The 23,906-nt window shown below is 75.0% G+C and carries 25 protein-coding genes; 5 read left to right on the top strand and 20 right to left on the bottom strand.

Translation table 11 applies throughout. From position 1 onward, the window contains the following. Positions 1 to 4: 4 nt before the first annotated feature. The 7 genes from BLT39_RS16895 to rimP form a co-directional block, all read right to left on the bottom strand. Positions 5 to 283 (bottom strand): hypothetical protein, encoded by a 279-nt coding sequence (locus tag BLT39_RS16895; RefSeq protein WP_207508067.1) that lies wholly within the window; start codon positions 281 to 283, stop codon positions 5 to 7. Then, positions 280 to 813 carry a 30S ribosome-binding factor RbfA gene (gene rbfA, locus BLT39_RS16890; protein ID WP_091066148.1) on the bottom strand — a complete coding sequence of 178 codons (534 nt, stop codon included), beginning with the start codon at positions 811 to 813 and terminating at the stop codon, positions 280 to 282. Before rbfA ends, BLT39_RS16895 begins: the two co-directional genes overlap by 4 nt. A 24-nt stretch (positions 814 to 837) precedes the next feature. Next, positions 838 to 1,134, bottom strand: coding sequence for a DUF503 domain-containing protein (locus BLT39_RS16885; protein WP_091066145.1), 297 nt, complete (start codon positions 1,132 to 1,134; stop codon positions 838 to 840). A gap of 31 nt (positions 1,135 to 1,165) precedes the next feature. Continuing rightward, positions 1,166 to 4,126, bottom strand: coding sequence for a translation initiation factor IF-2 (infB, locus tag BLT39_RS16880; RefSeq protein ID WP_091066143.1), 2,961 nt, complete (start codon positions 4,124 to 4,126; stop codon positions 1,166 to 1,168). Between the two features lie 63 nt (positions 4,127 to 4,189). Beyond that, positions 4,190 to 4,579 carry a YlxR family protein gene (locus tag BLT39_RS16875; RefSeq protein ID WP_091066139.1) on the bottom strand — a complete coding sequence of 130 codons (390 nt, stop codon included), beginning with the start codon at positions 4,577 to 4,579 and terminating at the stop codon, positions 4,190 to 4,192. 8 nt (positions 4,580 to 4,587) lie between these two features. Beyond that, positions 4,588 to 5,712, bottom strand: coding sequence for a transcription termination factor NusA (gene nusA / locus BLT39_RS16870; protein WP_091066136.1), 1,125 nt, complete (start codon positions 5,710 to 5,712; stop codon positions 4,588 to 4,590). Beyond that, positions 5,709 to 6,362, bottom strand: coding sequence for a ribosome maturation factor RimP (rimP, locus tag BLT39_RS16865; protein WP_091066132.1), 654 nt, complete (start codon positions 6,360 to 6,362; stop codon positions 5,709 to 5,711). Before rimP ends, nusA begins: the two co-directional genes overlap by 4 nt. Positions 6,363 to 6,551: 189 nt before the next feature. On the opposite strand from rimP, the gene BLT39_RS16860 reads away from it, so the two are divergent. Genes BLT39_RS16860 through BLT39_RS16850 form a run of 3 tightly spaced genes read left to right on the top strand, consistent with a single transcriptional unit; the run spans position 6,552 to position 9,107 of the window. Then, positions 6,552 to 7,082 (top strand): hypothetical protein, encoded by a 531-nt coding sequence (locus BLT39_RS16860; protein ID WP_091066129.1) that lies wholly within the window; start codon positions 6,552 to 6,554, stop codon positions 7,080 to 7,082. Continuing rightward, positions 7,079 to 7,576 carry a ferritin-like domain-containing protein gene (locus tag BLT39_RS16855; RefSeq protein ID WP_091066127.1) on the top strand — a complete coding sequence of 166 codons (498 nt, stop codon included), beginning with the start codon at positions 7,079 to 7,081 and terminating at the stop codon, positions 7,574 to 7,576. The genes BLT39_RS16860 and BLT39_RS16855 overlap by 4 nt, the downstream gene beginning before the upstream one ends. Positions 7,577 to 7,634: 58 nt before the next feature. Then, positions 7,635 to 9,107: an Nramp family divalent metal transporter gene (locus BLT39_RS16850; RefSeq protein WP_207508065.1), complete on the top strand. Its 1,473-nt coding sequence runs from the start codon at positions 7,635 to 7,637 to the stop codon at positions 9,105 to 9,107. Positions 9,108 to 9,110: 3 nt separating this feature from the next. Here the strand turns inward: BLT39_RS16850 and BLT39_RS16845 are convergent, their stop codons facing one another. Genes BLT39_RS16845 through dxr form a run of 5 tightly spaced genes read right to left on the bottom strand, consistent with a single transcriptional unit; the run spans position 9,111 to position 15,715 of the window. Next, positions 9,111 to 11,030 (bottom strand): penicillin-binding transpeptidase domain-containing protein, encoded by a 1,920-nt coding sequence (locus tag BLT39_RS16845; protein WP_242658497.1) that lies wholly within the window; start codon positions 11,028 to 11,030, stop codon positions 9,111 to 9,113. 42 nt (positions 11,031 to 11,072) lie between these two features. Continuing rightward, positions 11,073 to 11,942, bottom strand: coding sequence for a GNAT family N-acetyltransferase (locus tag BLT39_RS16840; protein ID WP_242658496.1), 870 nt, complete (start codon positions 11,940 to 11,942; stop codon positions 11,073 to 11,075). A 4-nt stretch (positions 11,943 to 11,946) separates the two neighbouring features. Then, entirely contained in the window at positions 11,947 to 13,101 is a 1,155-nt protein-coding gene (gene ispG / locus BLT39_RS16835; RefSeq protein ID WP_091066123.1) for a flavodoxin-dependent (E)-4-hydroxy-3-methylbut-2-enyl-diphosphate synthase, read from the bottom strand. Positions 13,102 to 13,128: 27 nt separating this feature from the next. After that, on the bottom strand, positions 13,129 to 14,487 hold the full coding sequence (locus tag BLT39_RS16830) for a M50 family metallopeptidase (RefSeq protein WP_278247005.1): 1,359 nt from the start codon (positions 14,485 to 14,487) through the stop codon (positions 13,129 to 13,131). A 31-nt stretch (positions 14,488 to 14,518) separates the two neighbouring features. Continuing rightward, positions 14,519 to 15,715, bottom strand: coding sequence for a 1-deoxy-D-xylulose-5-phosphate reductoisomerase (gene dxr / locus BLT39_RS16825; RefSeq protein ID WP_091066116.1), 1,197 nt, complete (start codon positions 15,713 to 15,715; stop codon positions 14,519 to 14,521). 67 nt (positions 15,716 to 15,782) lie between these two features. On the opposite strand from dxr, the gene BLT39_RS16820 reads away from it, so the two are divergent. Further along, positions 15,783 to 16,100, top strand: a complete 318-nt coding sequence (locus tag BLT39_RS16820) for a DUF2631 domain-containing protein (RefSeq protein WP_242658494.1) — start codon at positions 15,783 to 15,785, stop codon at positions 16,098 to 16,100. Positions 16,101 to 16,115: 15 nt separating this feature from the next. Here the strand turns inward: BLT39_RS16820 and rlmN are convergent, their stop codons facing one another. The 3 genes from rlmN to BLT39_RS16805 all read right to left on the bottom strand — a co-directional run bounded on the left by rlmN (position 16,116) and on the right by BLT39_RS16805 (position 18,973). Continuing rightward, positions 16,116 to 17,300 carry a dual-specificity RNA methyltransferase RlmN gene (gene rlmN / locus BLT39_RS16815; RefSeq protein WP_091066113.1) on the bottom strand — a complete coding sequence of 395 codons (1,185 nt, stop codon included), beginning with the start codon at positions 17,298 to 17,300 and terminating at the stop codon, positions 16,116 to 16,118. 66 nt (positions 17,301 to 17,366) lie between these two features. After that, positions 17,367 to 18,242, bottom strand: a complete 876-nt coding sequence (locus tag BLT39_RS22535) for a hypothetical protein (RefSeq protein WP_091066110.1) — start codon at positions 18,240 to 18,242, stop codon at positions 17,367 to 17,369. Between the two features lie 83 nt (positions 18,243 to 18,325). Next, positions 18,326 to 18,973, bottom strand: coding sequence for a TrmH family RNA methyltransferase (locus BLT39_RS16805; RefSeq protein ID WP_091066106.1), 648 nt, complete (start codon positions 18,971 to 18,973; stop codon positions 18,326 to 18,328). A gap of 33 nt (positions 18,974 to 19,006) precedes the next feature. Between BLT39_RS16805 and BLT39_RS16800 the strand changes: the two genes are divergently transcribed. Next, entirely contained in the window at positions 19,007 to 19,339 is a 333-nt protein-coding gene (locus tag BLT39_RS16800) for a DUF952 domain-containing protein (RefSeq protein ID WP_091066103.1), read from the top strand. Here the strand turns inward: BLT39_RS16800 and BLT39_RS16795 are convergent. The 5 genes from BLT39_RS16795 to rpsB form a co-directional block, all read right to left on the bottom strand. Continuing rightward, positions 19,336 to 20,433: a phosphatidate cytidylyltransferase gene (locus BLT39_RS16795; protein WP_091066100.1), complete on the bottom strand. Its 1,098-nt coding sequence runs from the start codon at positions 20,431 to 20,433 to the stop codon at positions 19,336 to 19,338. The two genes, BLT39_RS16800 and BLT39_RS16795, sit on opposite strands and share 4 nt — an antisense overlap. A 32-nt stretch (positions 20,434 to 20,465) precedes the next feature. Beyond that, positions 20,466 to 21,023, bottom strand: coding sequence for a ribosome recycling factor (gene frr / locus BLT39_RS16790; RefSeq protein WP_091066096.1), 558 nt, complete (start codon positions 21,021 to 21,023; stop codon positions 20,466 to 20,468). Between the two features lie 58 nt (positions 21,024 to 21,081). Continuing rightward, the gene (gene pyrH / locus BLT39_RS16785) at positions 21,082 to 21,849 is read right to left on the bottom strand and encodes a UMP kinase (protein ID WP_091066094.1); all 768 of its coding nucleotides are present in this window, start codon (positions 21,847 to 21,849) and stop codon (positions 21,082 to 21,084) included. A 112-nt stretch (positions 21,850 to 21,961) separates the two neighbouring features. Then, positions 21,962 to 22,777 (bottom strand): translation elongation factor Ts, encoded by an 816-nt coding sequence (tsf, locus tag BLT39_RS16780; RefSeq protein WP_091066091.1) that lies wholly within the window; start codon positions 22,775 to 22,777, stop codon positions 21,962 to 21,964. Positions 22,778 to 22,861: 84 nt separating this feature from the next. Continuing rightward, positions 22,862 to 23,794 carry a 30S ribosomal protein S2 gene (gene rpsB, locus BLT39_RS16775; RefSeq protein ID WP_091066089.1) on the bottom strand — a complete coding sequence of 311 codons (933 nt, stop codon included), beginning with the start codon at positions 23,792 to 23,794 and terminating at the stop codon, positions 22,862 to 22,864. Between the last annotated feature and the right edge of the window lie 112 nt (positions 23,795 to 23,906).

Here is a 23,906-nt window from a genome sequence, read left to right as displayed (position 1 = left end):
GCGCTCAGTCGTCGCCGGGACCGGGGTCGGCGTGGGGCACCTCGTCGGGCTCCTCGCCGGGCGACCCGCCGGCGACCGGGATGGCCGGTCCGCCGTCGGAGGGTTCGTCGGCGGCGATGGAGGCCGCGTTCGGGTCGCTGGCCGGGTCGGCGTCGCCGGCCAGGCCGGTGCGGCCGCCGGCCGTGGGGTCGCCGTCGGCGGGCTCGACGCGGCCACCGAGGACCGCGGATGCCTCGGTGCCGTCGCCGGGGTCGACGGCCTCGGTGCCGGGCTGCTGGGTCATCGGGCGCTCCCCTGCCGGTCGTCGGCCAGCACGTCGTCGTCCTGGTCGTCGTCGGTGTCGTCGGTGTCGTGGGCGTCGGTGTCGTGGGCGTCGTCGTCGGTGTCGTCGTCGACGGCGGGCTTGCGGTAGGGGTCGGCGTCGCCGGCGTAGGCAGCACCGGCCCGGGCGCGGGCGAGCTCCTCGTCGGCGTGCCGGGCGCGCTCCAGTGCCTCGTCGAGCTCGCGGGCGGTCTCGGGGACCGCGTCGGAGACGAAGGTCAGCGTGGGCACGAACTTGATGCCGGTCTGCTTGCCCACCGTCGACCGCAGCACGCCGGTGGCGCTGGCCAGGGCGGCCGCGGAGTCGGCGGCGGCCTCGGCGTCGCCGTAGACGGTGTAGAACAGCGTGGCCTCGCGCAGGTCGCTGGTCACCCGGGAGTCGGTGATGGTGACCATCCCCAGCCGGGGGTCCTTGATCTGCATCTCGATGGTGGCGGAGACGATCTGGCGGATGCGCACCGCCAGCCGTCGTGCCCGGGCGGCGTCGGCCATCGGGTCCCCCTGCGGGTCGTCGGGTCAGGAATCGTCGGTGCTGAAGAGCTGACGGTGCGTGGACAGCAGGGTCAGCTCCGGGCGCTGGGCGAGCAACCGCTCGCAGGCGTCGAGGACCTCGCCCACCTGGGCGGCGTCCCCGGCGACCGTGGCGACACCGACCTGCGCTCGGCGGTGCAGGTCGGTGTCGCCGACCTCGGCGGCGGCCACCGCGTAGCGGCGCCGCAGCTCGGCCACGACGGGCCGGACGAGCGAACGCTTCTCCTTGAGGGAGTGGACGTCGCCCAGGAGCAGGTCGGCGGTCAACGCACCGGTGAACACCGGTCCATCATCCGCCGACCTGCTCCCGCGGTCAGGCGCGGGGCTTCTCGCGCAGCTCGAAGGTCTCGATCACGTCGTCGACCTTGATGTCGTTGAACGACCCCAGGCCGATGCCGCACTCGTAGCCCTCGCGGACCTCGGTGGCGTCGTCCTTGAACCGGCGCAGGGAGTCCACCGACAGGTTGTCGGCGACGACCGCACCGTCGCGGATGAGCCGGGCCTTGCTGTTGCGCACGATCGTGCCGCTGCGCACCAGCGAACCCGCGACGTTGCCGATGCGGGGGACCCGGAAGACCTCGCGGACCTCCGCGGTGCCCAGCTGCACCTCTTCGAACTCGGGCTTGAGCATGCCCTTGAGCGCGGCCTCGATCTCCTCGATGGCCTGGTAGATCACCGAGTAGTAGCGCACGTCGACGCCCTCGCGGTTGGCGAGCTCGGTGGCCTGGCCCTCGGCCCGGACGTTGAAGCCCAGGACGATGACGTCGTCGGCCAGCGCCAGGTCGATGTCGCTCTTGGTGATGCCGCCGACGCCGCGGTGGATGACCCGCAGCGACAGGTCGTCGCTCACCTCGATCTTCATCAGGGCCTCCTCCAGCGCCTCCACGGTGCCGGAGTTGTCGCCCTTGATGATCAGGTTGAGCTCGCGGCTCTCCTTCAGGGCGGCGTCGAGGTCCTCCAGGCTGATCCGCTTGCGCGCCTGCGCGTTCTGCGCGTTGCGGATGCGGGCCTGGCGACGGTCGGCGATCTGGCGGGCCGTGCGGTCCTCCTCGACGACGAGGAAGGTGTCGCCGGCGCGGGGCACCGACGTCAGACCGACGACCTGCACCGGACGCGCCGGCAGGGCCTCCTTGAGCTTGTTGCCGTGCTCGTCGAGCAGCGACCGGACGCGGCCGTAGGCGTCGCCGGCCACGATCGAGTCACCCTGGCGCAGCGTGCCGCGCTGGACCAGCACCGTGGCGACGGGGCCCCGGCCCTTGTCCAGCTTGCCCTCGATGACCACACCCTGCGGGTCCTGCTCGGTGTTGGCGCGCAGGTCCAGGGAGGCGTCCGCGGTCAGCAGCACCGCGGCCTCGAGGTCCTCGAGGCCCTGGCGCGTGGTGGCCGAGACGTCGACGAACATCGTCTCGCCGCCGTACTCCTCGGCGACCAGGCCGTACTCGGTGAGCTGCTGGCGGATCTTGGCGGGGTTGGCCCCCTCCTTGTCGATCTTGTTCACCGCGACCACGATCGGCACGTCGGCCGCCTGGGCGTGGTTGAGCGCCTCGACCGTCTGCGGCATGACGCCGTCGTCGGCCGCGACCACCAGCACGACGATGTCGGTCACCTTGGCGCCACGGGCACGCATCGCGGTGAACGACTCGTGACCCGGGGTGTCGATGAAGGTGATCGGCCGCTCGACGCCGTCCAGCTCGGTGACGATCTGGTAGGCGCCGATGTGCTGGGTGATGCCACCGGCCTCCTTGGCCACCACGTTGGTGTGGCGCAGGGCGTCCAGCAGCTTGGTCTTGCCGTGGTCGACGTGACCCATGACCGTGACCACCGGCGGGCGGGCGCTCCAGTCGTCCTCGTCGCCCTCCTCGTCGCCGAAGGTGAGGTCGAAGGTCTCGAGCAGCTCGCGGTCCTCGTCCTCGGGGCTGACGACCTGGATGTCCCAGTCGATCTCGGCCCCGAGCAGCTGCAGCGTCTCGTCGTTGACCGACTGCGTGGCGGTGACCATCTCGCCCAGGTGGAACAGGGCGGTCACCAGCGCGGCCGGCTGGGCGCCGATGCGCTCGGCCAGGTCGGTCAGCGAGGCACCGCGCGGCAGCCGCACGGTCTGGCCGTTGCCGCGGGGCAGGCTGACGCCACCCATCGACGGCGCGGCCATGGAGTCGAACTCCTGACGCCTCTGCTTCTTGCTCTTGCGCCCGCGGACCGGTCCGCGACCACCCGGACGCCCGAAGGCACCCGCGGTGCCCGCACCCGAGCCACCGCGCCCGCGACCGCGGCCACCGCCACCGGGGCGGAAACCGCCCGCGGGGGCACCGCCGCCGCCACCGGGGCCACCGCCACCGGGACGGAAGCCACCGCCGCCACCGGGGGCACCGGGACGGCCACGGCCGCCGGGGGCACCGCCGGGCCGGCCGGCCGCGCGACCGGGCATCATGCCCGGGCTCGGCCGCTGCGGCATCATGCCCGGGTTGGGACGCGGGCCGCCGGGGCCCGCCGCCGGACGGGGACCGCCGGGGCCCGCCGCCGGACGCGGGCCGCCGGGGCCCGCCGCGGGACGCGGACCGCCGGCACCCGGGCCGGGACGGGGACCGCCCTGGCCGGGGGCACCCTGACCGGGCGCGCCGCCGGGCGCACCGCCACCGGGGCGGGGGGCCGCCGGGCGCGGGGCGCTGCTGAAGGGGTTGTTGCCCGGCCGCGGGGCCGGACGGGGGCCGGGGCGGGGACCACCCTGGCCGGGGGCCGAGCCACCGGGGGCGGCCGGTCGCGGCGCACCCGGACGGGGCGCGCCCGGACGCGGCTGGGCCGGTGCGGACGGCGCCTGGGCAGCCGGGGCCTGGGCGGCCGGCGCCTGCGGGGCCGGGGCCTGCGCAGCCGGGGCCTGGGCGGCCGGCGCCTGCGGGGCCGGACGGGGACCGGGCCGGGGGCCGGCACCGGCGGGACGGCCGACCGGGCGGGGACCCGGGGCCGGGGTGGCCGCGGGAGCGCTCGGGGCGGCGGGGGCGCTGGCCGCCGGGGCGGCCGGTGCCTGCGCGCGCGGGGCGGGGGCCTGCGGCGCGGGCGCCGGGGCGGCCGGGCGCGGGGCCGGCTTGGGGGCGCTGCTGGCCGGCGCGGACGCGCTGCCGGACCCGTAGGCCTCACGCAGCCGCCGGGCGACGGGCGCCTCGACGGTGGACGATGCGGACTTCACGAACTCGCCCTGCTCCTTGAGCTTGGCGAGCACGGCCTTGCTGTCGATGCCGAGCTCCTTGGCGAGCTCGTGCACGCGGGCTTTGCCTGGCACTGGTCTCCTCACGGGGTGAGGCCGGCGGCTGGCCCGCGCGACCTCGTCGTCAGTGGTACATGGTCATCGGTGCGACTTCACGGGTGGGTCATCCGAGGTCGTCCTGCTCTCGACGAGCGGACCGGCCGGGTGCCGGTCCGACGGTTGGTGCTGGTGCTGCGGTGGTGCGGGCCGCGCCGGGGAGCCGTCGGGTGACGGGGTGGCGACGTGGTCCTCGAGCTGGTCGGTCCGGAGCGGGGCGCTGCTGCGCAGTGCCCGCGGGAAGGCCCGACGCCGGACCGCTGCGCGCACGCAGTCCGGGGTGGGGTGCACGGAGGCGCCCCGTCCGGGCAGCCGACGGGCGGGGTCCGGCACCAGCCGGGACTCCCGCACGACGACGCGCAGCAGTTCGGTGACCGGAGCGCGTTGCCGGCACCCCACACAGGTGCGGACCGGGATCGGCGAGGCGGCCATCGACCAGTCTAGCGCGCCGACGGGCCGCGGTGCTCCGGTCGCCGCTGACCGGGACGGGCCCCGCCCCGCGGCGGCGGCCCCGCCGGGGTGCCGGCCGGGCGGGGGGCCGAGCGCAGCGGCGCCCGTCCCTCCCCCGGCGAGACGGTGTCGGGGGTCTCGGGCTGCGCGTCGCTGCGGATGTCGATCCGGCAACCGGTGAGCCGGGCGGCGAGCCGGGCGTTCTGGCCCTCCTTGCCGATGGCCAGCGACAGCTGGTAGTCCGGCACGACGACCCGGACCGCACGGGCGGCCGGGTCGACCACCCGGGCACTGCTGACCCGGGCCGGGGACAGCGCGTTGGCCACGAAGGTGGCCTCGTCGTCGGACCAGTCGACGATGTCGATCTTCTCGCCGTGCAGCTCGCTCATCACGTTGCGCACCCGCTGGCCCATCGGGCCGATGCAGGCACCCTTGGCGTTCAGCCCCGGCACGGCCGTGCGGACGGCGATCTTGGACCGGTGGCCGGCCTCGCGGGCGACCGCGACGATCTCGACGCTGCCGTCGGCGATCTCGGGCACCTCGAGGGCGAACAGCTTGCGCACCAGGTTGGGGTGGCTGCGCGAGACGGTGACCTGCGGCCCCCGGTAGGTGCGGGCGACCGAGACCACGTAGGCCTTGAGCCGGCTGCCGTGCGGGTAGCTCTCCCCCGGCACCTGCTCGGTGGCCGGCAGGTTGGCCTCGACCTTGCCGATGTCGACCAGCACGGTGCCCTCGTTGTTGCGGCGCTCGTGGGCCTGCACGATGCCGCCGACGATGTCGCCCTCCTTGCCGGCGTACTCCCCGAAGGTCTGCTCGTGCTCGGCGTCGCGCAGCCTCTGCACGATGACCTGCTTGGCGGTGCTGGCCGCGATCCGGCCGAAGTCGGTGGGGGTGTCGTCCCACTCGTGCACGACCTCGCCGTCCTCGCCCAGCTCCTGGGCCAGCACGACGACCTCGCCGCTCTTGCGGTCGATCTGCACCCGGACGTGCTTGGCCGCGCCGTCGGCGTGCCGGTAGGCGGTGACCAGTGCGGTCTCGATCGCCTGCAGCACGGTGTCGGCCGGGATGCCCTTCTCGCGCTCGACCGCCTTGAGGGCGGTCACGTCGATGTTCACTGTTCTCCTTCTGCTGCGTCGAGCTCGTCGTCCGCGTCGAGGTCGTCGTCGGTGTCGTCGGGGCCCTCGTCGGAGCCCTCGTCGGGGCCCTCGTCGGGGCCCTCGTGGACCAGGTGCGCGTCGCGGTGGCCGGCCGGGCGGTTGAACTCCACCTGCACCCGGCCCTCGCCCAGCTCGGCCCAGGTCAGCGTCCGGTTGCCGGCGGGCTTGCGGACCTGGCCCTTCTTGGCCCCGCCCTTCTCCACCGCCAGCACCACGCCGTCGTCGTCGACCGAGACCACCCGGCCGACCAGCTGCTCCCCGACCGCGGTGGTGGTGACCAGCCGGCCGACGTTGCGCCGCCAGTGGCGGGGCAGGGTCAGCGGCCGGTCCACCCCCGGGCTGGTGACCTCCAGGACGTAGGGCGAGCGGCCCAGGTCGTCGTCCTCGGCGTCGAGGACGTCGGACAGCGCGCGGCTGACCTCGGCCACGTCGTCCAGGCTCACCCCGCTGTCGCGGTCGACCACGACCCGGACGACGAAGCGGTTGCCGGCCGCGCGGACGTCGAGGTCCTCGAGGTCGTAGCCGGCGTCGGCGACCACCGGGGCGAACCAGGCGGTCAGCCGCTCGGTGGCGACCGGTCCGGAGCGGGAGCCGGGGGACGTGGACACCAGGGGCCTCCTCGGGCGGGCGGGTCGAGCGGGGTGGTCGGGCGGGTCGGCCGGCGCACCCGGGCGGGCGCCGGAGGCGCCGGTGGCGGTCGCGGCGTGCGCGACGCGGTGGTCCACGGTACCGCCCGCGGCGCGGTGACCGGCCCGGCGGGCGCGCCTCCCGGCCGGTCAGCTGCCAGGATGTGCCCGATGTCCACCCGCCCCGCCCGTCCGGCCACCGCGGGGGCGTTCACCCGGCGGTCGCTGCTGGTCGCGGCCGGGGCGGTCCCGCTGCTGGGCGCGCTGGCCGGCTGCACCGACCCGGCCCCCGGCGCCGACGCGGTGACCCCGCAGCAGGTCGACCGGCTGGCCGGTCAGCTGGCGGTGCAGGAGGAGCTGGTGGCCGCGGTGTCCGCCGCGCTGGCCGCCGCCCCCGACCTGGCCGCCGCCGCCCCGGCGCTGGCCGACCAGTGCGGCCAGCAGCTGCGCCGGCTGCAGGAGGCCGCACCGTCGGTCACCGGGTCCGCGACCACCTCGGCGTCGGCCGGTGCACCGGCCTCCTCGACGGCGTCCGCGGCCCCGTCGGCGGCACCGGCCGACCCGCGGGCCGAGCTGCGCGCCCGGCTGGCCGCGGCGGCCGACTCCCACGCCGCGGCCTGCCTGGACTTCACCGGCGCGCGGGCCGCCCTGCTGGGCAGCATCGCCGCGGGCCTGCGCGGTCAGCTGGTGGTGCTGGCGTGACCTCCCCCTCGGGCACGTCCCCCTCGACCTCCGCGGCCGCCACGTCCTCGGGCGAGGCCGGGTCCGCGCGGGCGGAGACCGCCGCGCTGCAGGACGCGCTGGCCGCGGAGCACGCCGCCGTGTGGGGCTACGGCACGGTCGGGGCAGCCCTGGCCGAGGAGGACCGCACCGCCGTGGGCACCGCGGTGGAGGCGCACCGCGACCTGCGCGACCGGCTGGCGGGGCTGCTGACCGACCGCGGCGCGGACCCGGTGCCGACCGCGCCGGCCTACCAGCTGCCCTTCCCGGTGCTGTCGGCCGTCGACGCCTCCCGGCTGGCCGCCCAGCTGGAGGACGGCACGACGGCGGCGTGGGTGTGGGTGCTCGACCAGGCCGCCGACCGCGCCGTCCGGGAGCTCGCCGTGGCGGCGGCGTCGGCGGCCGAGGCCCGCGCGGTCGCCTGGCGCGCCCGGGCGGGGGCCACGCCGCCGACCACGGCCACGCCCGGCCTCTGAGCCGACCGGCGCCGCTCCCGTCCTGCGTGTGGGCTGTGCGGGTCCCAGGATCGGCGGCATGACCGCTGCGCCCGGGGCCGGGCCCACCGACGACCCGCTCGCCGCGCAGGAACCGGGGCGCCGCTTCCCGACCGCGGGCGGGGCCCTGCCGCTGCCGGGGACCGCGGACCTGCCCGAGCCCCGCCCGCTGCGCGCGGTGCTGGGGCCCGGCGTGATCGGCGCCGGCATCGGCCTGGCGTCCGGTGAGTTCGTGCTCTACCCCTACATCGCCAGCGAGGTGGGGCTGTCCTTCCTGTGGGCGGCGTTCGTCGGGGTGACCCTGCAGCTGTTCATCAACATGGAGATCGAGCGCTACACCCTGGCCACCGGGGAGACCGCGCTCACCGGGTTCTCCCGGCTGTGGCGGCACTGGGGCCTGGTGTTCGGGCTGCTCACGGTCCTGGCCAACCTGTGGCCCGGGTGGGCCACGAGCTCGGCCACCGTGCTCACCTACGCCGTCGGCGGGGGCGACGTGACGCTGATCGCGCTGCTGATGCTGGCCTCGATCGGTCTGGTGCTGACGCTGTCGCCGGTGGTCTACACCGCCGTCGAGCGGGTCGAGTTCGTCAAGGTGGGCGCGGTCCTGGCGTTCATCGTCATCGCCTTCGTCGCGGTGGTGGGCGCCGACGACGTCGCCGAGACCCGCCGGGTGGTCACCGACTTCGGGTCGGTGCCCAGCCAGCTCGGCCTGGCCCTGGTGCTCGGCGCGCTCGCCTTCGCCGGGGGCGGCGGCGGGCAGAACCTGGTGCAGAGCAACTGGATCCGCGACAAGGGCTTCGGGATGGGTGCCCGCATCCCGCGCCTGGTGTCCCCGGTGACCGGGGAGGACCAGGCCACGCCGTCCACCGGCTTCCTGTTCCCGGCGACCGAGGACAACCTGCGCCGCTGGCGGGGGTGGTGGCGGGTGGCCAACACCGAGCAGCTGGTGAGCTTCTGGTTCCTGACCTGGCTGACCATCTCGGCGACCTCGGTGATCGCCTACGCCACCGTGCTCGGCCAGGACACCCCCGGCAACGACATCAGCTTCCTGCAGGTGGAGGGGCAGGTGCTCGCCGACACCGTCGGGAGCTGGTTCGGCACCTTCTTCTGGTGGATCGGCGCGGTGTCGCTGTACGCCGCCGCGCTGGGCATCTGCGACTACACCGCCCGGCTGGTGGCCGACACCGTCAAGGTCTCCTACCTGGCCGGGTCGCGGCGGTGGAGCGAGAGCCGGATCTACTCGACCGTCGTGTGGGGCCTGCTGGTGGTCGGGGCCGTCGTCCTGCTGTCGGGGTTCGACCAGCCGCTGGTGCTGCTGGTGATCAGCTCGGTGGTCGGCGGCTTCATGATGTTCGTCTACTCGATCCTGCTCATCCGGCTCAACCGGACGGCGCTGCCCGCACCGATCCGGGTGCGCGGCTACCGGCTCGCCGTCATGGTGCTCGCCGTCCTGGTGTTCGGCGGCATCTCCGCGGTGATCATCGGCAACCAGGTGCTCAACCCCGGCGGCTGACCCTCACCCGGCCAGACCGCTGAGGAAGGTGTCGGCGACGGCCACGGCGGCGCTGCTGGACTGCCCGGCCTCGACCAGGACGGCGAAGGCGATGTCGCCCTGCGGCCCGCCCAGCTGGTAGCCCACGAACCAGCCGTGCGAGTCCGGCGGCACGTTCGACCCGAACTCCGCGGTGCCGGTCTTGCCGTACACCTCGCCCTGCCCGCCCAGGGCACGGGCGGTACCGGTGAGCACGACCTGGCGCATCATCGGCCGCAGCTGGTCCAGCACCGCCTGGCCGGGGCCGGCCGGGGCCGGGCCGGCGGCGGGGGCACCGACCACCTCGACGGGTGCCGCGGGGGTGCCGCTGGCGATGCCGGCCGCGACCAGCGCCATCTGCGCGGGGCTCATGAGCACCTCGCCCTGGCCGATCGCGTCGGCCGCCTCGGTGGTGCCGGTGCTGGCGGCGGGCACGCTGCCGGAGAAGATGCCGACCGGCAGCTGCCAGTCGGTGCCCACGCCGTAGCTCGCCGCGGCCGCCGACAGCGCGCCGTCGGGCAGGGTCAGGGCCTGCTGGATGAAGGTCGTGTTGCACGACTGCGCGAAGGCCTCGGTCAGGGGGACGGTGCCGAGGTCGAACTGGTCCTCGTTCTCGAACTCCCGGCCGTCGACGGTGGTGGTGCCCGGGCAGGGCACCGGGGTGTCGGGGGTGACCGTGCCGGCCCCGAGCAGCGCGGTGGCGGTGATGGTCTTCATGCTGGAGCCGGGCGGGAACTGGCCGCTGAGCGCGTTGCCGGCGTTCGCCGCCTCGTTCGAGCTGACCGCCAGCACCTCCCCGGTGCCGGGCCGCACGACCACCAGGTGGGTGGCCAGGGACTGACCGGCGACCGCGGCGTCGGCGGCGGACTGGACGGCCGGCACGAGCGGGGTCTGCACCGGGGTGCCGGGCACCGGGTCGACCGAGCCCACCACGGTGCCGGTGTCGCCGGTGGTGGTGTCCAGGCTGACCACGGCGACGGTGAACCCCGGGGTGCCGGCCAGCTGCTCCTGGTAGGCCCGTTGCAGACCGGACAGGCCCAGCTGGTCACCGGCGGCGTAGAGCGGTCGGCCGTCCTCGCCGGTGGTCTCCTCCAGCACCTCGGCGGTGGCGTCGCCGACCCGGCCCAGCAGCGCGGCGCCGAAGCGGGCGGTGGGCGCCAGCAGCCGGGTGGAGGTCGGGAACACCGCACCGGGCAGGTCGAACACCTGGGCCCGGATCGCCTCGAAGGCGTCGCGGCGCAGCGTGATCACCGGGACGAACTGGCCGTCGCCGGCGGCCTGGACGTCGGCGGTGATGGTGGCCGGGTCGACGCCGGTGGCCGCGCCGAGCGCCGCGGACAGCGACGCCAGATCGGTGACCTGCCCCTTGTCGACGCCCACGTCGACCACCTCGGTCTCGGTGAACAGGGGTGCGCCGGCGGCGTCGGTGACGGCGGCGCGCTCGGGCAGCGACCGGGCGAGCTGCAGGTGCTGGCCCTCCCCCAGCTCCGGGTGCACGACGGTCGGCTCGGCGACGACCTGCCAGGGGGCGTCGCCGTCGGCCCGGCGCAGGTCGAGGGTGGCGTCGTAGGTCCAGTCGGGGGCCGCGGCGAGGTCCCAGGTGGCCGTCCACGCGACGGTGGCGGTGGTGTCGCCGTCGCCGCCCACGGAGACCTGGCCGAGGTCGGCGGTCAGCGTGGCGTCGGGCAGGTCCTCGGCGGTCTGCTGCAGCAGCGTGGTCGCCGTGGCGGCGTCGTCGGTGTCGCCGGCCGCGGACTCCAGGTCACCGCCGGACCAGGCGTCGAGGAAGGCCTGCGCGGCGCTGCGGGCGCCGTCGGCCGGGTCGTCGGAGCTGCACGCCGACAGCACCGGGCCGGCCAGCACGGCCGACGCCACCAGCAGGACCGCACCCCGTGATCTGCGCACCCCGGCACCTTGGCACAGGTCCCTGACAGGACGGGGGCCGCGTCAGAACAGGATCGAGGCGTAGGTGCCGGCGTCGCGGAAACCGACCCGCTGGTAGGCGGCCCGGGCGGGGGCGTTGAAGTCGTTGACGTACAGGCTGACCACCGGGGCGATCGACCGGCGGGCGTACTCGACCACCGCGGCCGTGCCGGTCTGCCCGATGCCCCTCCCCCGGTGCTGCGGGGCGACCCAGACGCCCTGCACCTGGCAGGCGGCGCGCGAGACGGCCCCGACCTCGGCCTTGAAGACGACCTCGGGGCCGCCGGGGCCGTCCTCGATCCAGGCCAGCGACTGACCGGCCCGGACCAGCTCGGTGACCCGGGCGCGGTAGCCGGCGCCGCCGTCCACCCGCAGCGGGCTGACCCCGACCTCCTCGGTGAACATGGCCACCGCCGCCGGCAGCAGGGTCTCCAGCTGCCCCAGCCGGACGGGGCGCACCCGCGGCTCGGCGGCGACCAGCGGCGGGCCGTCGATGGCCAGCAGCGGCTGCCGGGGGCGCACGTCGCGGGCCGGACCCCAGTGCGGCTCCAGGCGCTCCCACAGCGGCGCCACGACGGCGACCTGCCCGACGATGGTCGAGCAGCGCCGCCCGGCGCGGCGGGCCCGGTCGGCGAAGGCCCGGGCGGCCTCGACCTCGCAGCCGGGCCGGCTGAACGGGATGAGGTTCGCCCCGGCCAGGCACACCGCGTCCAGCCGGCCGTCGCCGTCCAGCCCCCACAGCGGGGCGCCCAGGGACGCCGGGTCGGTGCCGTGGGTCTCGACCCGGCCGGCCAGCATGCAGGTGGCCACCGGGTCGGTGTCCAGCAGCTGCCGGACGGCCCGCTCGTCGGCGGCCCCGAGCACCCGCGCCGCGCGGGCGCCCAGCACGGTCACGGGGTCAGGAGACGGTGACGGTGGGCGCCCCGGAGGGGACGCCGTCGTCGGCCTGCTGCTCGGCGATCCGGAAGGCCTCCTCGATGAGGGTCTCCACGATCTGGGACTCCGGCACGGTCTTGATGACCTCGCCCTTGACGAAGATCTGGCCCTTGCCGTTGCCCGAGGCCACGCCCAGGTCGGCCTCGCGGGCCTCGCCGGGGCCGTTGACGACGCAGCCCATGACCGCGACGCGCAGCGGGATCTCCATGCCCTCCAGGCCCGCGGTGACCTCGTCGGCGAGCTTGTAGACGTCGACCTGGGCCCGGCCGCAGGACGGGCAGGACACGATCTCCAGCCGGCGCGGCTTGAGGTTGAGCGACTCCAGGATCTGCAGGCCGACCTTGACCTCCTCGACCGGCGGCGCGGACAGCGAGACCCGGATGGTGTCGCCGATGCCCTGCGACAGCAGCGCCCCGAAGGCGACGGCGGACTTGATGGTGCCCTGGAACGCCGGCCCGGCCTCGGTGACGCCCAGGTGCAGCGGGTAGTCGCACTGCTGGGCCAGCAGCTCGTAGGCGCGCACCATGACCACCGGGTCGTTGTGCTTCACCGAGATCTTGATGTCGCGGAAGTCGTGCTCCTCGAACAGCGAGCACTCCCACAGCGCGGACTCCACCAGCGCCTCGGGGGTGGCCTTGCCGTACTTCTCCAGCAGCCGCTTGTCCAGCGAGCCGGCGTTGACCCCGATCCGGATCGGGGTGCCGTGCTCCTTGGCGGCCCTGGCGATGTCGCCGACCTTGTCGTCGAACTTCTTGATGTTGCCCGGGTTGACCCGGACGGCGGCGCAGCCTGCCTCGATCGCGGCGAAGACGTAGCGCGGCTGGAAGTGGATGTCGGCGATGACCGGGATCTGCGACTTCTTGGCGATGACCGGCAGCGCCTCGGCGTCGTCGGTGTCGGGGACGGCGACCCGCACGATCTGGCAGCCCGAGGCGGTGAGCTCGGCGATCTGCTGCAGCGTCGCGTTGATGTCGGCGGTCTTGGTGGTGCACATCGACTGCACGCTGACCGGGGAGTCGCTCCCGACCCCGACGCCGCCGACGTCGAGCTGCCGCGTCTTCCGGCGCGGGGCCAGGACGGGCGGGGGCGGGGCGGGCATGCCGAGGTTGACGCTCACGACTCCATTGTCCCCCACCCGACCGGCCTACTGCAGCGTGATCGGGTTGACCACGTCGGCCACCAGGAGCAGCGCGGACAGGGCGATGAACAGCCCGGCCACCACGTAGGCGACCGGCATCAGCCGGGCGATGTCGAAGGGACCCGGGTCGGCCTTGCCGCGCCAGCGGGCGACGGTGGACCGGGCCTTCTCGTACAGCGCCCCGGCCACGTGCCCGCCGTCGAGGGGGTAGATCGGCAGCAGGTTGAACAGGAACAGCACCAGGTTGACGCTGGCCAGCAGGCCCAGGAAGAAGCTGAGCTTCTCCAGCCCGCTGAACTGGCTGAGCGAGAACACCTCGCCGGAGATGCGGCCCACCCCGACGATGCCGATCGGGCCGTTCTCGTCGCGCTGCTCGCCGAGGAACGCGGCGCCGAACAGCGCCGGGATGCGCTGCGGGATCTCCAGCAGCCGGTCCACGGAGTTGGCCACGATGTTGCCGAAGTAGGAGGGCACCTCGGTGATCGACTGGCGGGCCAGCGTGCCCGCGGGGCTGACGCCGAGGTAGCCCGCGGTGACGGTGCCCTCGCCGTCCAGGCTCGCCACGGTGTTGGGGATCGGGGTGACCGTCACCTGCTGCTCCGCGCCGTCGCGGGCGACGGTGAGCGTCAGCGGCTGGTCCGGCGAGGCGCGGACCGCGGTCTGCACCTGGGTCCAGGAGTCCCACGCGGTGGGGTCCAGCGGGCGGCCGTCGATCGCGGTGATGGTGTCGCCGGGCTGCAGGCCGGCCTCGGCGGCGGGGCTCTCCGCGGGCACCGCGCAGTCGGCGGTCCCGGCCTGGCACAGCTGGCCCTGCTGCGGGCCGGTGGTGACCAGCGGGGTGGAGCAGCGCTGCGCGTCGGTGTAGTCGTCGGTCAGGGTCGCGGCGTTGGAGGGCAGCACGCACGCCGGCACCGAGGCCAGCGTGGTGGTGAGCACCTGGGTGCCGATGGTGGTCAGCGTCAGGGTGAACAGCACGACGGCCAGGAACAGGTTGTGCAGCGGCCCGGCCGACATCACCACGACCCGCTGCCAACATGGCTTCTTCCAGAAGACGCGGTCGCCGTCGGTGGGCAGCACGTCGTTGAGCGCCGCCCCGCGGACCTCGGCGATGAAGCTGCGCATCCGGGTGGCGCGCCTGCTCTCGCCCTCCTCGGCCGGCGGGATCATGCCGACGATGCGGATGTAGCCGCCCAGCGGGATCCACTTGACGCCGTACTCGGTCTCGCCCCGACGGCGGGAGAACAACGTCGGCCCGAAGCCGACCATGAACTGCGGCACCCGCATGCCGAACTTCCGGGCCCAGTAGAAGTGGCCGAACTCGTGGAAGCCGATGGAGAACAGCAACCCGAGGAAGAACGCGACGATCCCGAGGACGGTCAGCAGGATCGTGCTCAGGTCAGCCTCCGGCGATCGCGGCGCGGGCGTGCTCCCGGGCCCACCTCTCGGCGGCCAGCACGTCCTCGACGGCGGTGGGGACGCCGAGGTCCGGCGCCGCGTCGAGGGTACGCGCGATCGTCTGCACGATCCCCGGGAACGCCAGGTCCCCGGCCAGGAACGCCGCGACGGCCTCCTCGTTGGCCGCGTTGTACATGGCCGGCACCACGCCGCCGGCCTCCCCCGCCTGCCGCGCCAGCCGGACCGAGGGGAAGGCCTCGTCGTCCAGCGGGGCGAACTCCCACGCCGACGCCGCCGTCCAGTCCAGGGCGGGCTGCACGTGGGGCAGCCGGTCGGGCCAGCCCAGCGCCAGCGCGATCGGCAGCCGCATGTCCGGCGGGCTGGCCTGCGCGATGGTCGCGCCGTCGACGAAGGTCACCATCGAGTGCACGACCGACTGCGGGTGGACGACGACGTCGATGTCGGCGTAGGGGACGCCGAAGAGCAGGTGCGCCTCGATGACCTCCAGGCCCTTGTTGACCAGCGTGGCGCTGTTGATGGTCACCACCGGGCCCATCGCCCAGGTCGGGTGGGCCAGCGCCTGCTCCACGCCGACGTCGGCCAGCGCGTCGGCCGACCGGCCGCGGAAGGGGCCCCCGCTGGCGGTGAGCACCAGCCGGGCCACCTCGCCCCGGGCGCCGCTGCGCAGGCACTGCGCCAGCGCGGAGTGCTCGGAGTCCACCGGCAGCAGCTGCCCGGGTGCGGCCGCGGCGGTGACCAGGGCACCGCCGGCGACCAGGGACTCCTTGTTGGCCAGCGCGACGGTGCGCCCGGCGTGCAGGGCGGCCAGGGTCGGGCCGAGGCCGATCGACCCGGTGATGCCGTTCAGCACGACGTCGGCCGGCCGGGCGGCGAGCTCCTCGGCGGCGCGCGGGCCGGCCAGGATCTCGGGCAACCGGTACCGGCCCTCGGACCAGCCGCGCTGCTGGGCGGCGGCGTAGAAGGCCAGCTGCAGGTCCTGGGCGGCGGTGGCGCGGGCGACGGCGACGGTGTCGACCCCGAGGGTCAGCGCCTGCTCGGCCAGCAGCGCGACGTCGGACCCGCCGGCGGCCAGGCCGGTGATCCGCAGCCGCTCGGGGTTGGCGGCGACCACCTGCAGCGCCTGGGTGCCGATGGAACCCGTGGAACCCAGGACGGTGACCGTGCGGGGCTCGCTCATGGCCGACATCCTGACCGACCCGTCGGGCCGTCGCGTGCGGCGGGTGCACTGCTGCCATGATGGGCGGGTGAGCGGCAAGGACCACCTCGGCCAGCAGACCAGCGCGACCGTCGTCGCCCAGTCCAACCGCGAGGAGGCGATCGTGCGTGCCGGCTCGGAGCCGGTGCACGACGCGGACCGCCCCGAGGACTGGGGCTGGCACGGGGAGACCGGGAAGAAGGGCCGCATCGGCGTGGTCATCGCCGCGCTGATCCTGTTCTCGTTCCAGTTCACCAACCACGAGGGCAACGTGGAGAACATCTGGCTCAACGCGATCGCCGCGGGCCTGCTGCTCGTCCTGGTCTGGGACTGGCGCCGCCGCAAGAACGCCTGGCGCTCGGAGTAGACCGCCCGGCCGGCCTCAGCCGAGGGGCACGGTCTCCTCGAGCTCGGGCTGCGGCGCGGCCACCGACGGGATGCCGGGGGTCTCGCTGGCCGCAAGCTGACCGCACGCGCCGTCGATGTCCTGCCCGCGGGTGTCGCGCACCGTCGTCGCCACGCCGTGGGCCCGCAGCCGGGCCACGAACTCCCGCTGCGCGGGCAGGGGGCTGGCGTCCCACTTGCTCCCCGGGGTCGGGTTGAGCGGGATCAGGTTGACGTGCGCGAGCCGCTTGGCCAGCCGCCGGCCGAGCAGGTCGGCGCGGAAGGGCTGGTCGTTGACGTCGCGGATGAGGGCGTACTCGATGGAGTAGCGGCGTCCGGTCCGCCGGGCGTAGGCGTCGGCGGCCTCGAGCACCTCGGTGACGTTCCACCGGGTGTTCACCGGCACCAGGGTGTCGCGCAGCTCGTCGTCGGGGGCGTGCAGGCTCACCGCGAGGGTGACGTTGAGGCGCTCCTCGGTCAGCCGGTGGATGGCCGGCACCAGCCCGACGGTGGAGACGGTCACCGACCGCTGCGCCAGGCCCAGGCCGTGCGGCGCCGGCGTCAGCAGCGCGTCGAGCGTGGTGCGCACCCGGTTGTAGTTCGCCAGCGGCTCGCCCATGCCCATGAAGACGACGTTGGACAGCCGGCCGGGCCCGCCGGGGATCTCCCCCGACGCCATGGCGGCCGCGGCCGCCACCGCCTGGCCGATGATCTCGGCGGCCGACAGGTTGCGGGTGAGCCCGCCCTGGCCGGTCGCGCAGAACGGGCAGGCCATGCCGCAGCCGGCCTGGCTGGAGATGCAGACCGTCGCCCGGTCGGGGTAGCGCATGAGCACGCTCTCGACCAGGGCGCCGTCGTGCAGCCGCCACAGGGTCTTGCGGGTGCGTCCGCCGTCGGCGCTCTGGTGCCGCACGACGGTAAGCAGCCCCGGCAGCATGGCCTCGACGAGGTCGGCGCGCACGGCCGCCGGCAGGTCGGTCATCGCGGCCGGGTCGGTGACCCCCGCGTAGAAGTGCCGGGCGAGCTGGTCGGCCCGGAACGCGGGGTGGCCCAGCTCGGCGACGGCGGCGCGCGCCTGCTCGCGGGTGAGGTCGGCGAGGTGGCGCGGGGGCTTGGCCGCCCGGCGCGGGGCCTCGAAGACCAGGGGCAGCGGGGCGCGGGGCTCGGTGGTGTCGGCAGTCATGACCGCACCACTGTCCCACCCTCCCGGGGGGTCGTGCGCCCGCCGGGCGGGTGAGATCGCTCCCGCTCAGCCCTCGGCGGTGTCGGCGGGCGCTCCCGGTGCAGGGGCCGTCGCCGGTGCGCCGGGGTCCGCGGCACCCGGGTCGACCGGTTCCGGGGTCGGCTCGCCGCTCGGCGCCGGCGCCGTGCCGGTGGGCGGGGCGTCGGGAGCCGGGACGTCGGTGGGCGGGGTGCCGGGAGGCGGGGCACCGGTGGGTGGGGTGTCGGCCGGCGGGGCGTCGGCCGGCGGTGCCGAGCTGGTCCCCGCCGGGCTGCCCGCCGTGGGCGCGGGGGCGGTGGGCACCGCGGTCGGGTCGGTGGCCGCGGCGCCGTCGGCCGGGGCAGGCACGGTCGTGGCCGAGCCGACCGGGCCGGCTGCCTCGGGCACGGACGGGACGACGTCCGCGGGGTCGGGCGCGGGCGGGACGACGACCGCTGCGGACCCCGTCGCGGCCGGGCCGGTGACCGGCGCCGGTTCCTCCGTGGGCGTGGGGCCGGAGGACGGCGCGACCGCGCCGGCGGGCGAGGTGGGCGGCGCCGCCGCCCCGGGGGAGCCGAGCGGCACCGCGGTGGCGCGGGCCGAGGGGGTGGCCGAGGTCGGCGCGTCGGCCGCCGCGGTCCCGGGTGCGGTGCTGCCGCCGGCCGCGGCCAGCAGCGCCGCGGCGACCACGAGCGCGGCCGCCGCGACGGCGACGGTGACCCGCCGGCCCAGCGGGGCGGCCGGTGACCCGGGCGGCTGGTGGCCGGTCTCGTCCCCGGGGGTCCCGTCGGCCGCGGGTGCCGCCGTCGGCCCGGGCTGGTCGGCGGGGGCGGCGGGCGCCACCCAGTCGGGCAGCCACCCGGCGTCCCACCCGGCGCCGGGGTCGGGTGACCCGGCGGGCGGCGGGACGGCGGGACTGCTCACGGGGTCTCCTCGGGACGGACGGGGTCCCCCATGCTGCCGCGCACCCGCCCCGGTGTGCCGGAGGCGCGGCGACCGTCAGCGATCTAGCGGTCACCACCAGTGAGGTCGGCGTGCTGCCGGACCCAGCCGTGCATGGCGATGCCGGCCGCCACGCCGGCGTTGAGCGACCGGGTGGACCCGAACTGGGAGATCGACACGGTCAGGTCGGCCCCGGCCCGGGCCTCGGCGGTCAGCCCCGGCCCCTCCTCGCCGAACAGCAGCACGCACCGCCGCGGCAGGTCCGCCGTCTCCAGCGGCAGCGCGCCGGGTCCGTTGTCCACCGCCACCACGGCCACCCCGGCGTCCCGGGCCCAGGACAGCAGGCCCGCGACGTCGGGGTGGTGGCGCAGGTGCTGGTACCGGTCGGTGACCATCGCGCCGCGGCGGTTCCACCGGCGCCGGCCGACCACGTGCACCTCGGCGGCGAGGAAGGCGTTGGCGGTGCGCACCACCGTGCCGATGTTCAGGTCGTGGCCGAAGTTCTCGATGGCCACGTGGAAGTCGTGCCGGCGGCGGTCCAGGTCGGCCACCACCGCCTCGACCGTCCAGTACCGGTAGCGGTCGACGACGTTGCGCCGGTCACCCTCGGCGAGCAGCTGCCGGTCGTAGCGCGGGTCGTCGGGCCAGGGACCCACCCACGGGCCGACCCCGACCGTGGTGCCCCACTCGGTCGGCCCGGCCTGCTCGTCCATCCCCGGCAGCCTAGGTCGCCCTAGGGTGGGGGCGTGCTGCTGCACCTCGCCACCGCCGCCGACTGGGCCGCGGCCGCCGGGAGGGGCGGCGTCGACCCCCTCCCCGACGTCGGCTTCGTGCACCTGTCCGCCCCCGACCAGGTGCACCTGCCGGCCCAGCGGCTCTTCGACGACCGCGACGACGTCGTCCTGCTGGTCGTCGACGAGGACCGGCTGGCCGGCCCCGTGCGCTGGGAGCCGGGCGTGCCCGGGGACCCGGAGGCCATGCGGTTCCCGCACCTGTACGGCCGGTTGCCGGTCGAGGCCGTCGTCCGGGTCGTGGACTGGCCGCGCCCCCGCGGAGCCGGCGACCTGCCGCCGCTCTAGGCCGGGACGAGCGCGCTCAGCAGCAGGTAGGCCACGACGGCCGACGGCAGCAGCGAGTCCATCCGGTCCATCAGCCCGCCGTGGCCGGGCAGCAGCGTGCCCATGTCCTTGATACCGAGGTCCCGCTTGATGAGCGACTCGGCCAGGTCGCCGACGGTCGCGGTCGCGGCCATCGCCACCCCGAACACCACGCCGCCCCACCACGGCCCGTGGAAGGCCAGCGTGATGGCCAGGACGCCGATGAGCACGCACGCGGTGACCGACCCGGCGAAGCCCTCCCAGGACTTCTTCGGGCTGATCCGCCTCGCCATCGGGTGCTTGCCGAACAGCACGCCCGCCGCGTAGCCGCCGACGTCGCTGCACACCACGGTGGCGATGAAGAGCAGCACCCGGGCCGCACCGTCGTCGGGCACCAGCAGCAGCACCGCGAACCCGGCCAGCAGCGGCACGTAGAGCGCCACCAGGACCGCGGCCGAGGTGTCGCGCAGGTAGCCCACCGGCCCGTCGCCGAGCCGCCACAGCAGCACGGCCAGCACGGTGACCAGGAAGGCGACCACCAGCCCCGACGGGCCGCGGACCCAGGCCAGGCCGAGCATCAGCACGCCGCCGACGAGCACGGGCGGCAGCGGCGGCCGGTACCCGCCGTTGTCCAGGGCCCGGACCAGCTCCGTCACGCTGATCACCACGGCCAGCGCGACGACGACCAGGAAGCTCGGCCGGTAGAGGAACAGCGACGCGATGACCACCGCGCCCAGGCCCGCGCCCACGCCGACCGCGGCACCCAGGTCGCGCCCGGCGCGGCTGACCCTGGGGGCGCCCGACGGCGTCTCGGCCGGCGGCCGGCCGGTCGCCTCGGCGCCGAGGGCGTCCGGCAGCGCCGTCACCGGCGGCCCGTCCGCGTCGGCGTCGTGGTCACGGTCGTGGTCGTCGGGCACGGTGGGCAGGACCCGGGGCAGCGGCGGCACGGGCCGGCCCGGGCCGCTCGCCGGGGGCCGGCCGACCACCGGCAGCGCCTCGGTTCCGGGCTCGGCGACCCGGGCACGCCCACGGCCCGGTCGCTGCGGACCGGGTGGTGGGGTGGGGACGGCGGCCATCGGGCGGGGCGGTGTCGGCTCGGTCGGGCGGCTCAGACCTCGAGCAGCTCGGCTTCCTTGTTCTTCATCGCCTCGTCGATGCCGGCCACGTGCTGGGCGGTCAGGTCGTCGAGGTCCTTCTCCGCGCGGCGGACGTCGTCCTCGCCGGCCTCGCCGTCCTTGACGATGCGGTCGAGCTCCTCCTTGGCCCGGCGACGCACGTTGCGGATGGCGATCTTGGCGTCCTCGCCCTTGCTCCGGGCCTGCTTGACCAGGTCGCGGCGGCGCTCCTCGGTCAGCTGCGGGAAGTTGACCCGGATGATCTGGCCGTCGTTGGAGGGGTTGACGCCGAGGTCGGAGTTGCGGATCGCGGTCTCGATGGCGTTCAGCTGACCGGAGTCGTAGGGCTTGATGACGGCCATCCGGGCCTCGGGCACGGTGATGGAGGCCATCTGCGGCACCGGGGTGGGCGCGCCGTAGTAGTCGACGACGATCCGGTTGAACATGCTCGGCGCGGCGCGGCCGGTGCGGACCGAGCCGAGGTCCTCGCGGGCGACCGACAGGGCCTTGTCCATCCGCTCCTCGGCGTCGAGCAGGGTGTCGTCGATCACGTGTGTCTCCTCCTGTGGCCCGCGGGCCGGTGGTGCGGGGTGGTCGGTGCCGGGGGCCTCAGGCGGACCGGCTGATCAACGTGCCGATCCTCTCACCCGCGACGGCACGGGCGATGTTCCCGTCCTGCAGCAGGTTGAACACCACGATCGGCATCCGGTTGTCCATGCAGAGGCTGATGGCGGTGGCGTCGGCGACGGCCAGCTGGTCGGCCAGCACGGTCGAGTAGTCCAGGTCGGTGTACATCGTCGCGGTGGGGTCGGTGCGGGGGTCGGCGGAGTAGACGCCGTCCACGCCGTTCTTGGCCATCAGCAGCACCTGGCACTCGATCTCCAGGGCGCGCTGGGCGGCGACGGTGTCGGTGGAGAAGTAGGGCATGCCCGCACCGGCGCCGAAGATGACGACGCGGCCCTTCTCCAGGTGCCGCATGGCCTTGCGCGGGATGTAGGGCTCGGCGACCTGGCCCATGGTGATGGCGGTCTGCACCCGGGTCTCGATGCCGGCCTTCTCGCAGAAGTCCTGCAGGGCCAGGCAGTTCATCACCGTGCCGAGCATGCCCATGTAGTCGGCGTGGCCGCGGTCCATGCCGGCCTGGGAGAGCTCGGCGCCGCGGAAGAAGTTGCCGCCGCCGACGACGATCGCGACCTGGGTGCCGCGGCTGACGACGGTGGCCAGCTGCTCGGCGATGTCGCGGATGACGGCGGGGTCGACGCCGATGCCGCCGCCGCCGAAGGCCTCCCCCGAGAGCTTGAGCAGGACGCGGTCGTAGCCGCCCGCGCCCGCGGCCTGGAAGGCGGTGGGGGCGGAGAGCGGGAGCTGGTCGGTCATCGGCGGTCTCGTCGTCCTCTCGCGGGTGGTCTGGTCTCGCATCCTGCCCGACAGGTGCCGGACAGACCTCCGGCCCCGCCCCCCGGTGCGGGGGACGGGGCCGGAGGGTGGGTCAGGACTGGCCGACCTCGAACCGGGCGAACCGGTCGACGGTGAGCCCGGCCTCGTCGATGACCTGCTTCACCGTGCGCTTGGGCTCGGTGATCGAGGGCTGCTCGAGGAGGACGAAGTCCTTGTAGTAGGAGTTGACGCGCCCCTCGACGATCTTGGAGATCGCCTGCTCGGGCTTGCCCTCCTCCTTCGCGGTCTGCTCGGCGACGCGGCGCTCGGTCTCCACGGCCTCGGCGGGGACCTCGTCGCGGGTCAGGTAGCGCGGGCGGGCGGCGGCGATGTGCATCGCCAGCGACCGCGCGGCGTCCTCGGAGCCGGCCGAGTACTGCACCGCGACACCGATGGCCGGGGGCAGGTCGGTGGCCCGCTTGTGCAGGTAGGTCGCGGTCGGGCCGTCGAAGATGGCGACCCGGGAGAGCACCAGCTTCTCGCCGATGCGGGCGGACTCGCCCTCGACCAGCTTCTCGACGGTCTGGCCGTCGACCTCGGTGGCCAGCAGCGCGGCGGCGTCGGCCGGCTTGTGCTCCAGCGCGATGTCGAGCAGCCGCTCGGCCAGCGCGGAGAAGTCGGTGTTCTTGGCGACGAAGTCGGTCTCGCAGTCGAGCTCGAGCAGCGCACCGTCGCGGCTGACGACCAGCCCGTTGGTGGTGGAGCGCTCCAGTCGCTTGCCGACGTCCTTCGCGCCCTTGACGCGCAGGATCTCGACGGCCTTGTCGTAGTCGCCGTCGGCCTCGGTGAGGGCCTTCTTGCAGTCCATCATGCCGGCGCCGGTGGCGTCGCGGAGACGCTTGACGTCGGCAGCGGTGACAGCAGCCATGTCACTTCCTCTTCTGGTGGGGACGGTGGGGACACGCCGCGGCGCCGCCGTCCGCCCTCGCGGACGGAGGGCGGCGCCGTCGGGTCACGCCTGGTTCGTGCTGTCCTGGACGATCTCGGTCACGGCCGGGTCGCCGGCGTTGGGCGCCTGCTGCTGCTCGCTGACCACGGACTCCTGCTCCGGCGCGGCCGGGACGGAGCTGTCGGCCGGCGCGGCGGCGTCGGCGCCCTGACCACCGGTCAGCAGCTCCTTCTCCCAGTCGGCCAGCGGCTCGGCGTCGGCACCGGCGGGGGCGTCGCCCTCACCGCGGCCGGCGTTGGCCTGCGCGGCCGAGCGGGCCATGAGGCCCTCGGCGACGGCGTCGGCGATCACGCGGGTCAGCAGGGCGGCGCTGCGGATGGCGTCGTCGTTGCCCGGGATCTTGTAGTCGACCTCGTCGGGGTCGCAGTTGGTGTCGAGGATCGCGACGACGGGGATGCCCAGCTTGCGGGCCTCGCCGACGGCGATGTGCTCCTTCTTGGTGTCGACGACCCACACGGCGCTCGGGACCTTCTTCATGTCCCGGATGCCGCCGAGCGAGCGCTCGAGCTTGGCCTTCTCGCGGGAGAGGACCAGCTGCTCCTTCTTGGTCAGGCCGTTGATCGCGCCGGTCTGCTCGAGGTCCTCCAGCTCCTTCAGGCGCTCGAGGCGCTTGAAGACGGTCTGGAAGTTGGTGAGCATGCCGCCCAGCCAGCGCTGGTTGACGTAGGGCATGCCGACCCGGGTCGCCTGCTCGGCGATGACCTCCTGCGCCTGGCGCTTGGTCCCGATGAACATGATCGAACCGCCGTGGGCGACGGTCTGCTTCACGAACTCGTAGGCCTGGTCGATGTAGCCCAGCGTCTGCTGGATGTCGATGATGTAGATGCCGTTGCGCTCGGTGAAGATGAAGCGCTTCATCTTCGGGTTCCAGCGACGGGTCTGGTGCCCGAAGTGGACCCCGCTGTCGAGCAGGTTCTTCATGCTGACGACTGCCACGTGGCGCCGCCTCTCTGTGCACGCGCGGCACCCGGCCCTCCGGCCGGTCCACCGCGCTTCCCGGTTGTCGCGGCGCACCGGGTGGTGCACCGCCCTGGCGTCCTGCGGGCCA

Source organism: Klenkia brasiliensis (genome assembly GCF_900100695.1).
Classification (GTDB): Bacteria; Actinomycetota; Actinomycetes; order Mycobacteriales; family Geodermatophilaceae; genus Klenkia; species Klenkia brasiliensis.
The sequence above is the reverse complement of the archived record's forward strand: the minus strand, read 5'-3'. Positions and strand labels throughout refer to the sequence as shown.

Bases quoted from the DNA above. Each gene is read 5' to 3' on its own strand.
- BLT39_RS16895 (WP_207508067.1), bottom strand. From the start codon at position 283: ATGACCCAGCAGCCCGGCACCGAGGCCGTCGACCCCGGCGACGGCACC.
- rbfA (WP_091066148.1), bottom strand. From the start codon at position 813: ATGGCCGACGCCGCCCGGGCACGACGGCTGGCGGTGCGCATCCGCCAG.
- BLT39_RS16875 (WP_091066139.1), bottom strand. From the start codon at position 4,579: ATGGCCGCCTCGCCGATCCCGGTCCGCACCTGTGTGGGGTGCCGGCAA.
- BLT39_RS16860 (WP_091066129.1), top strand. From the start codon at position 6,552: ATGTCCACCCGCCCCGCCCGTCCGGCCACCGCGGGGGCGTTCACCCGG.
- BLT39_RS16850 (WP_207508065.1), top strand. From the start codon at position 7,635: ATGACCGCTGCGCCCGGGGCCGGGCCCACCGACGACCCGCTCGCCGCG.
- dxr (WP_091066116.1), bottom strand. From the start codon at position 15,715: ATGAGCGAGCCCCGCACGGTCACCGTCCTGGGTTCCACGGGTTCCATC.
- rlmN (WP_091066113.1), bottom strand. From the start codon at position 17,300: ATGACTGCCGACACCACCGAGCCCCGCGCCCCGCTGCCCCTGGTCTTC.
- BLT39_RS16805 (WP_091066106.1), bottom strand. From the start codon at position 18,973: ATGGACGAGCAGGCCGGGCCGACCGAGTGGGGCACCACGGTCGGGGTC.
- BLT39_RS16795 (WP_091066100.1), bottom strand. From the start codon at position 20,433: ATGGCCGCCGTCCCCACCCCACCACCCGGTCCGCAGCGACCGGGCCGT.
- pyrH (WP_091066094.1), bottom strand. From the start codon at position 21,849: ATGACCGACCAGCTCCCGCTCTCCGCCCCCACCGCCTTCCAGGCCGCG.
- tsf (WP_091066091.1), bottom strand. From the start codon at position 22,777: ATGGCTGCTGTCACCGCTGCCGACGTCAAGCGTCTCCGCGACGCCACC.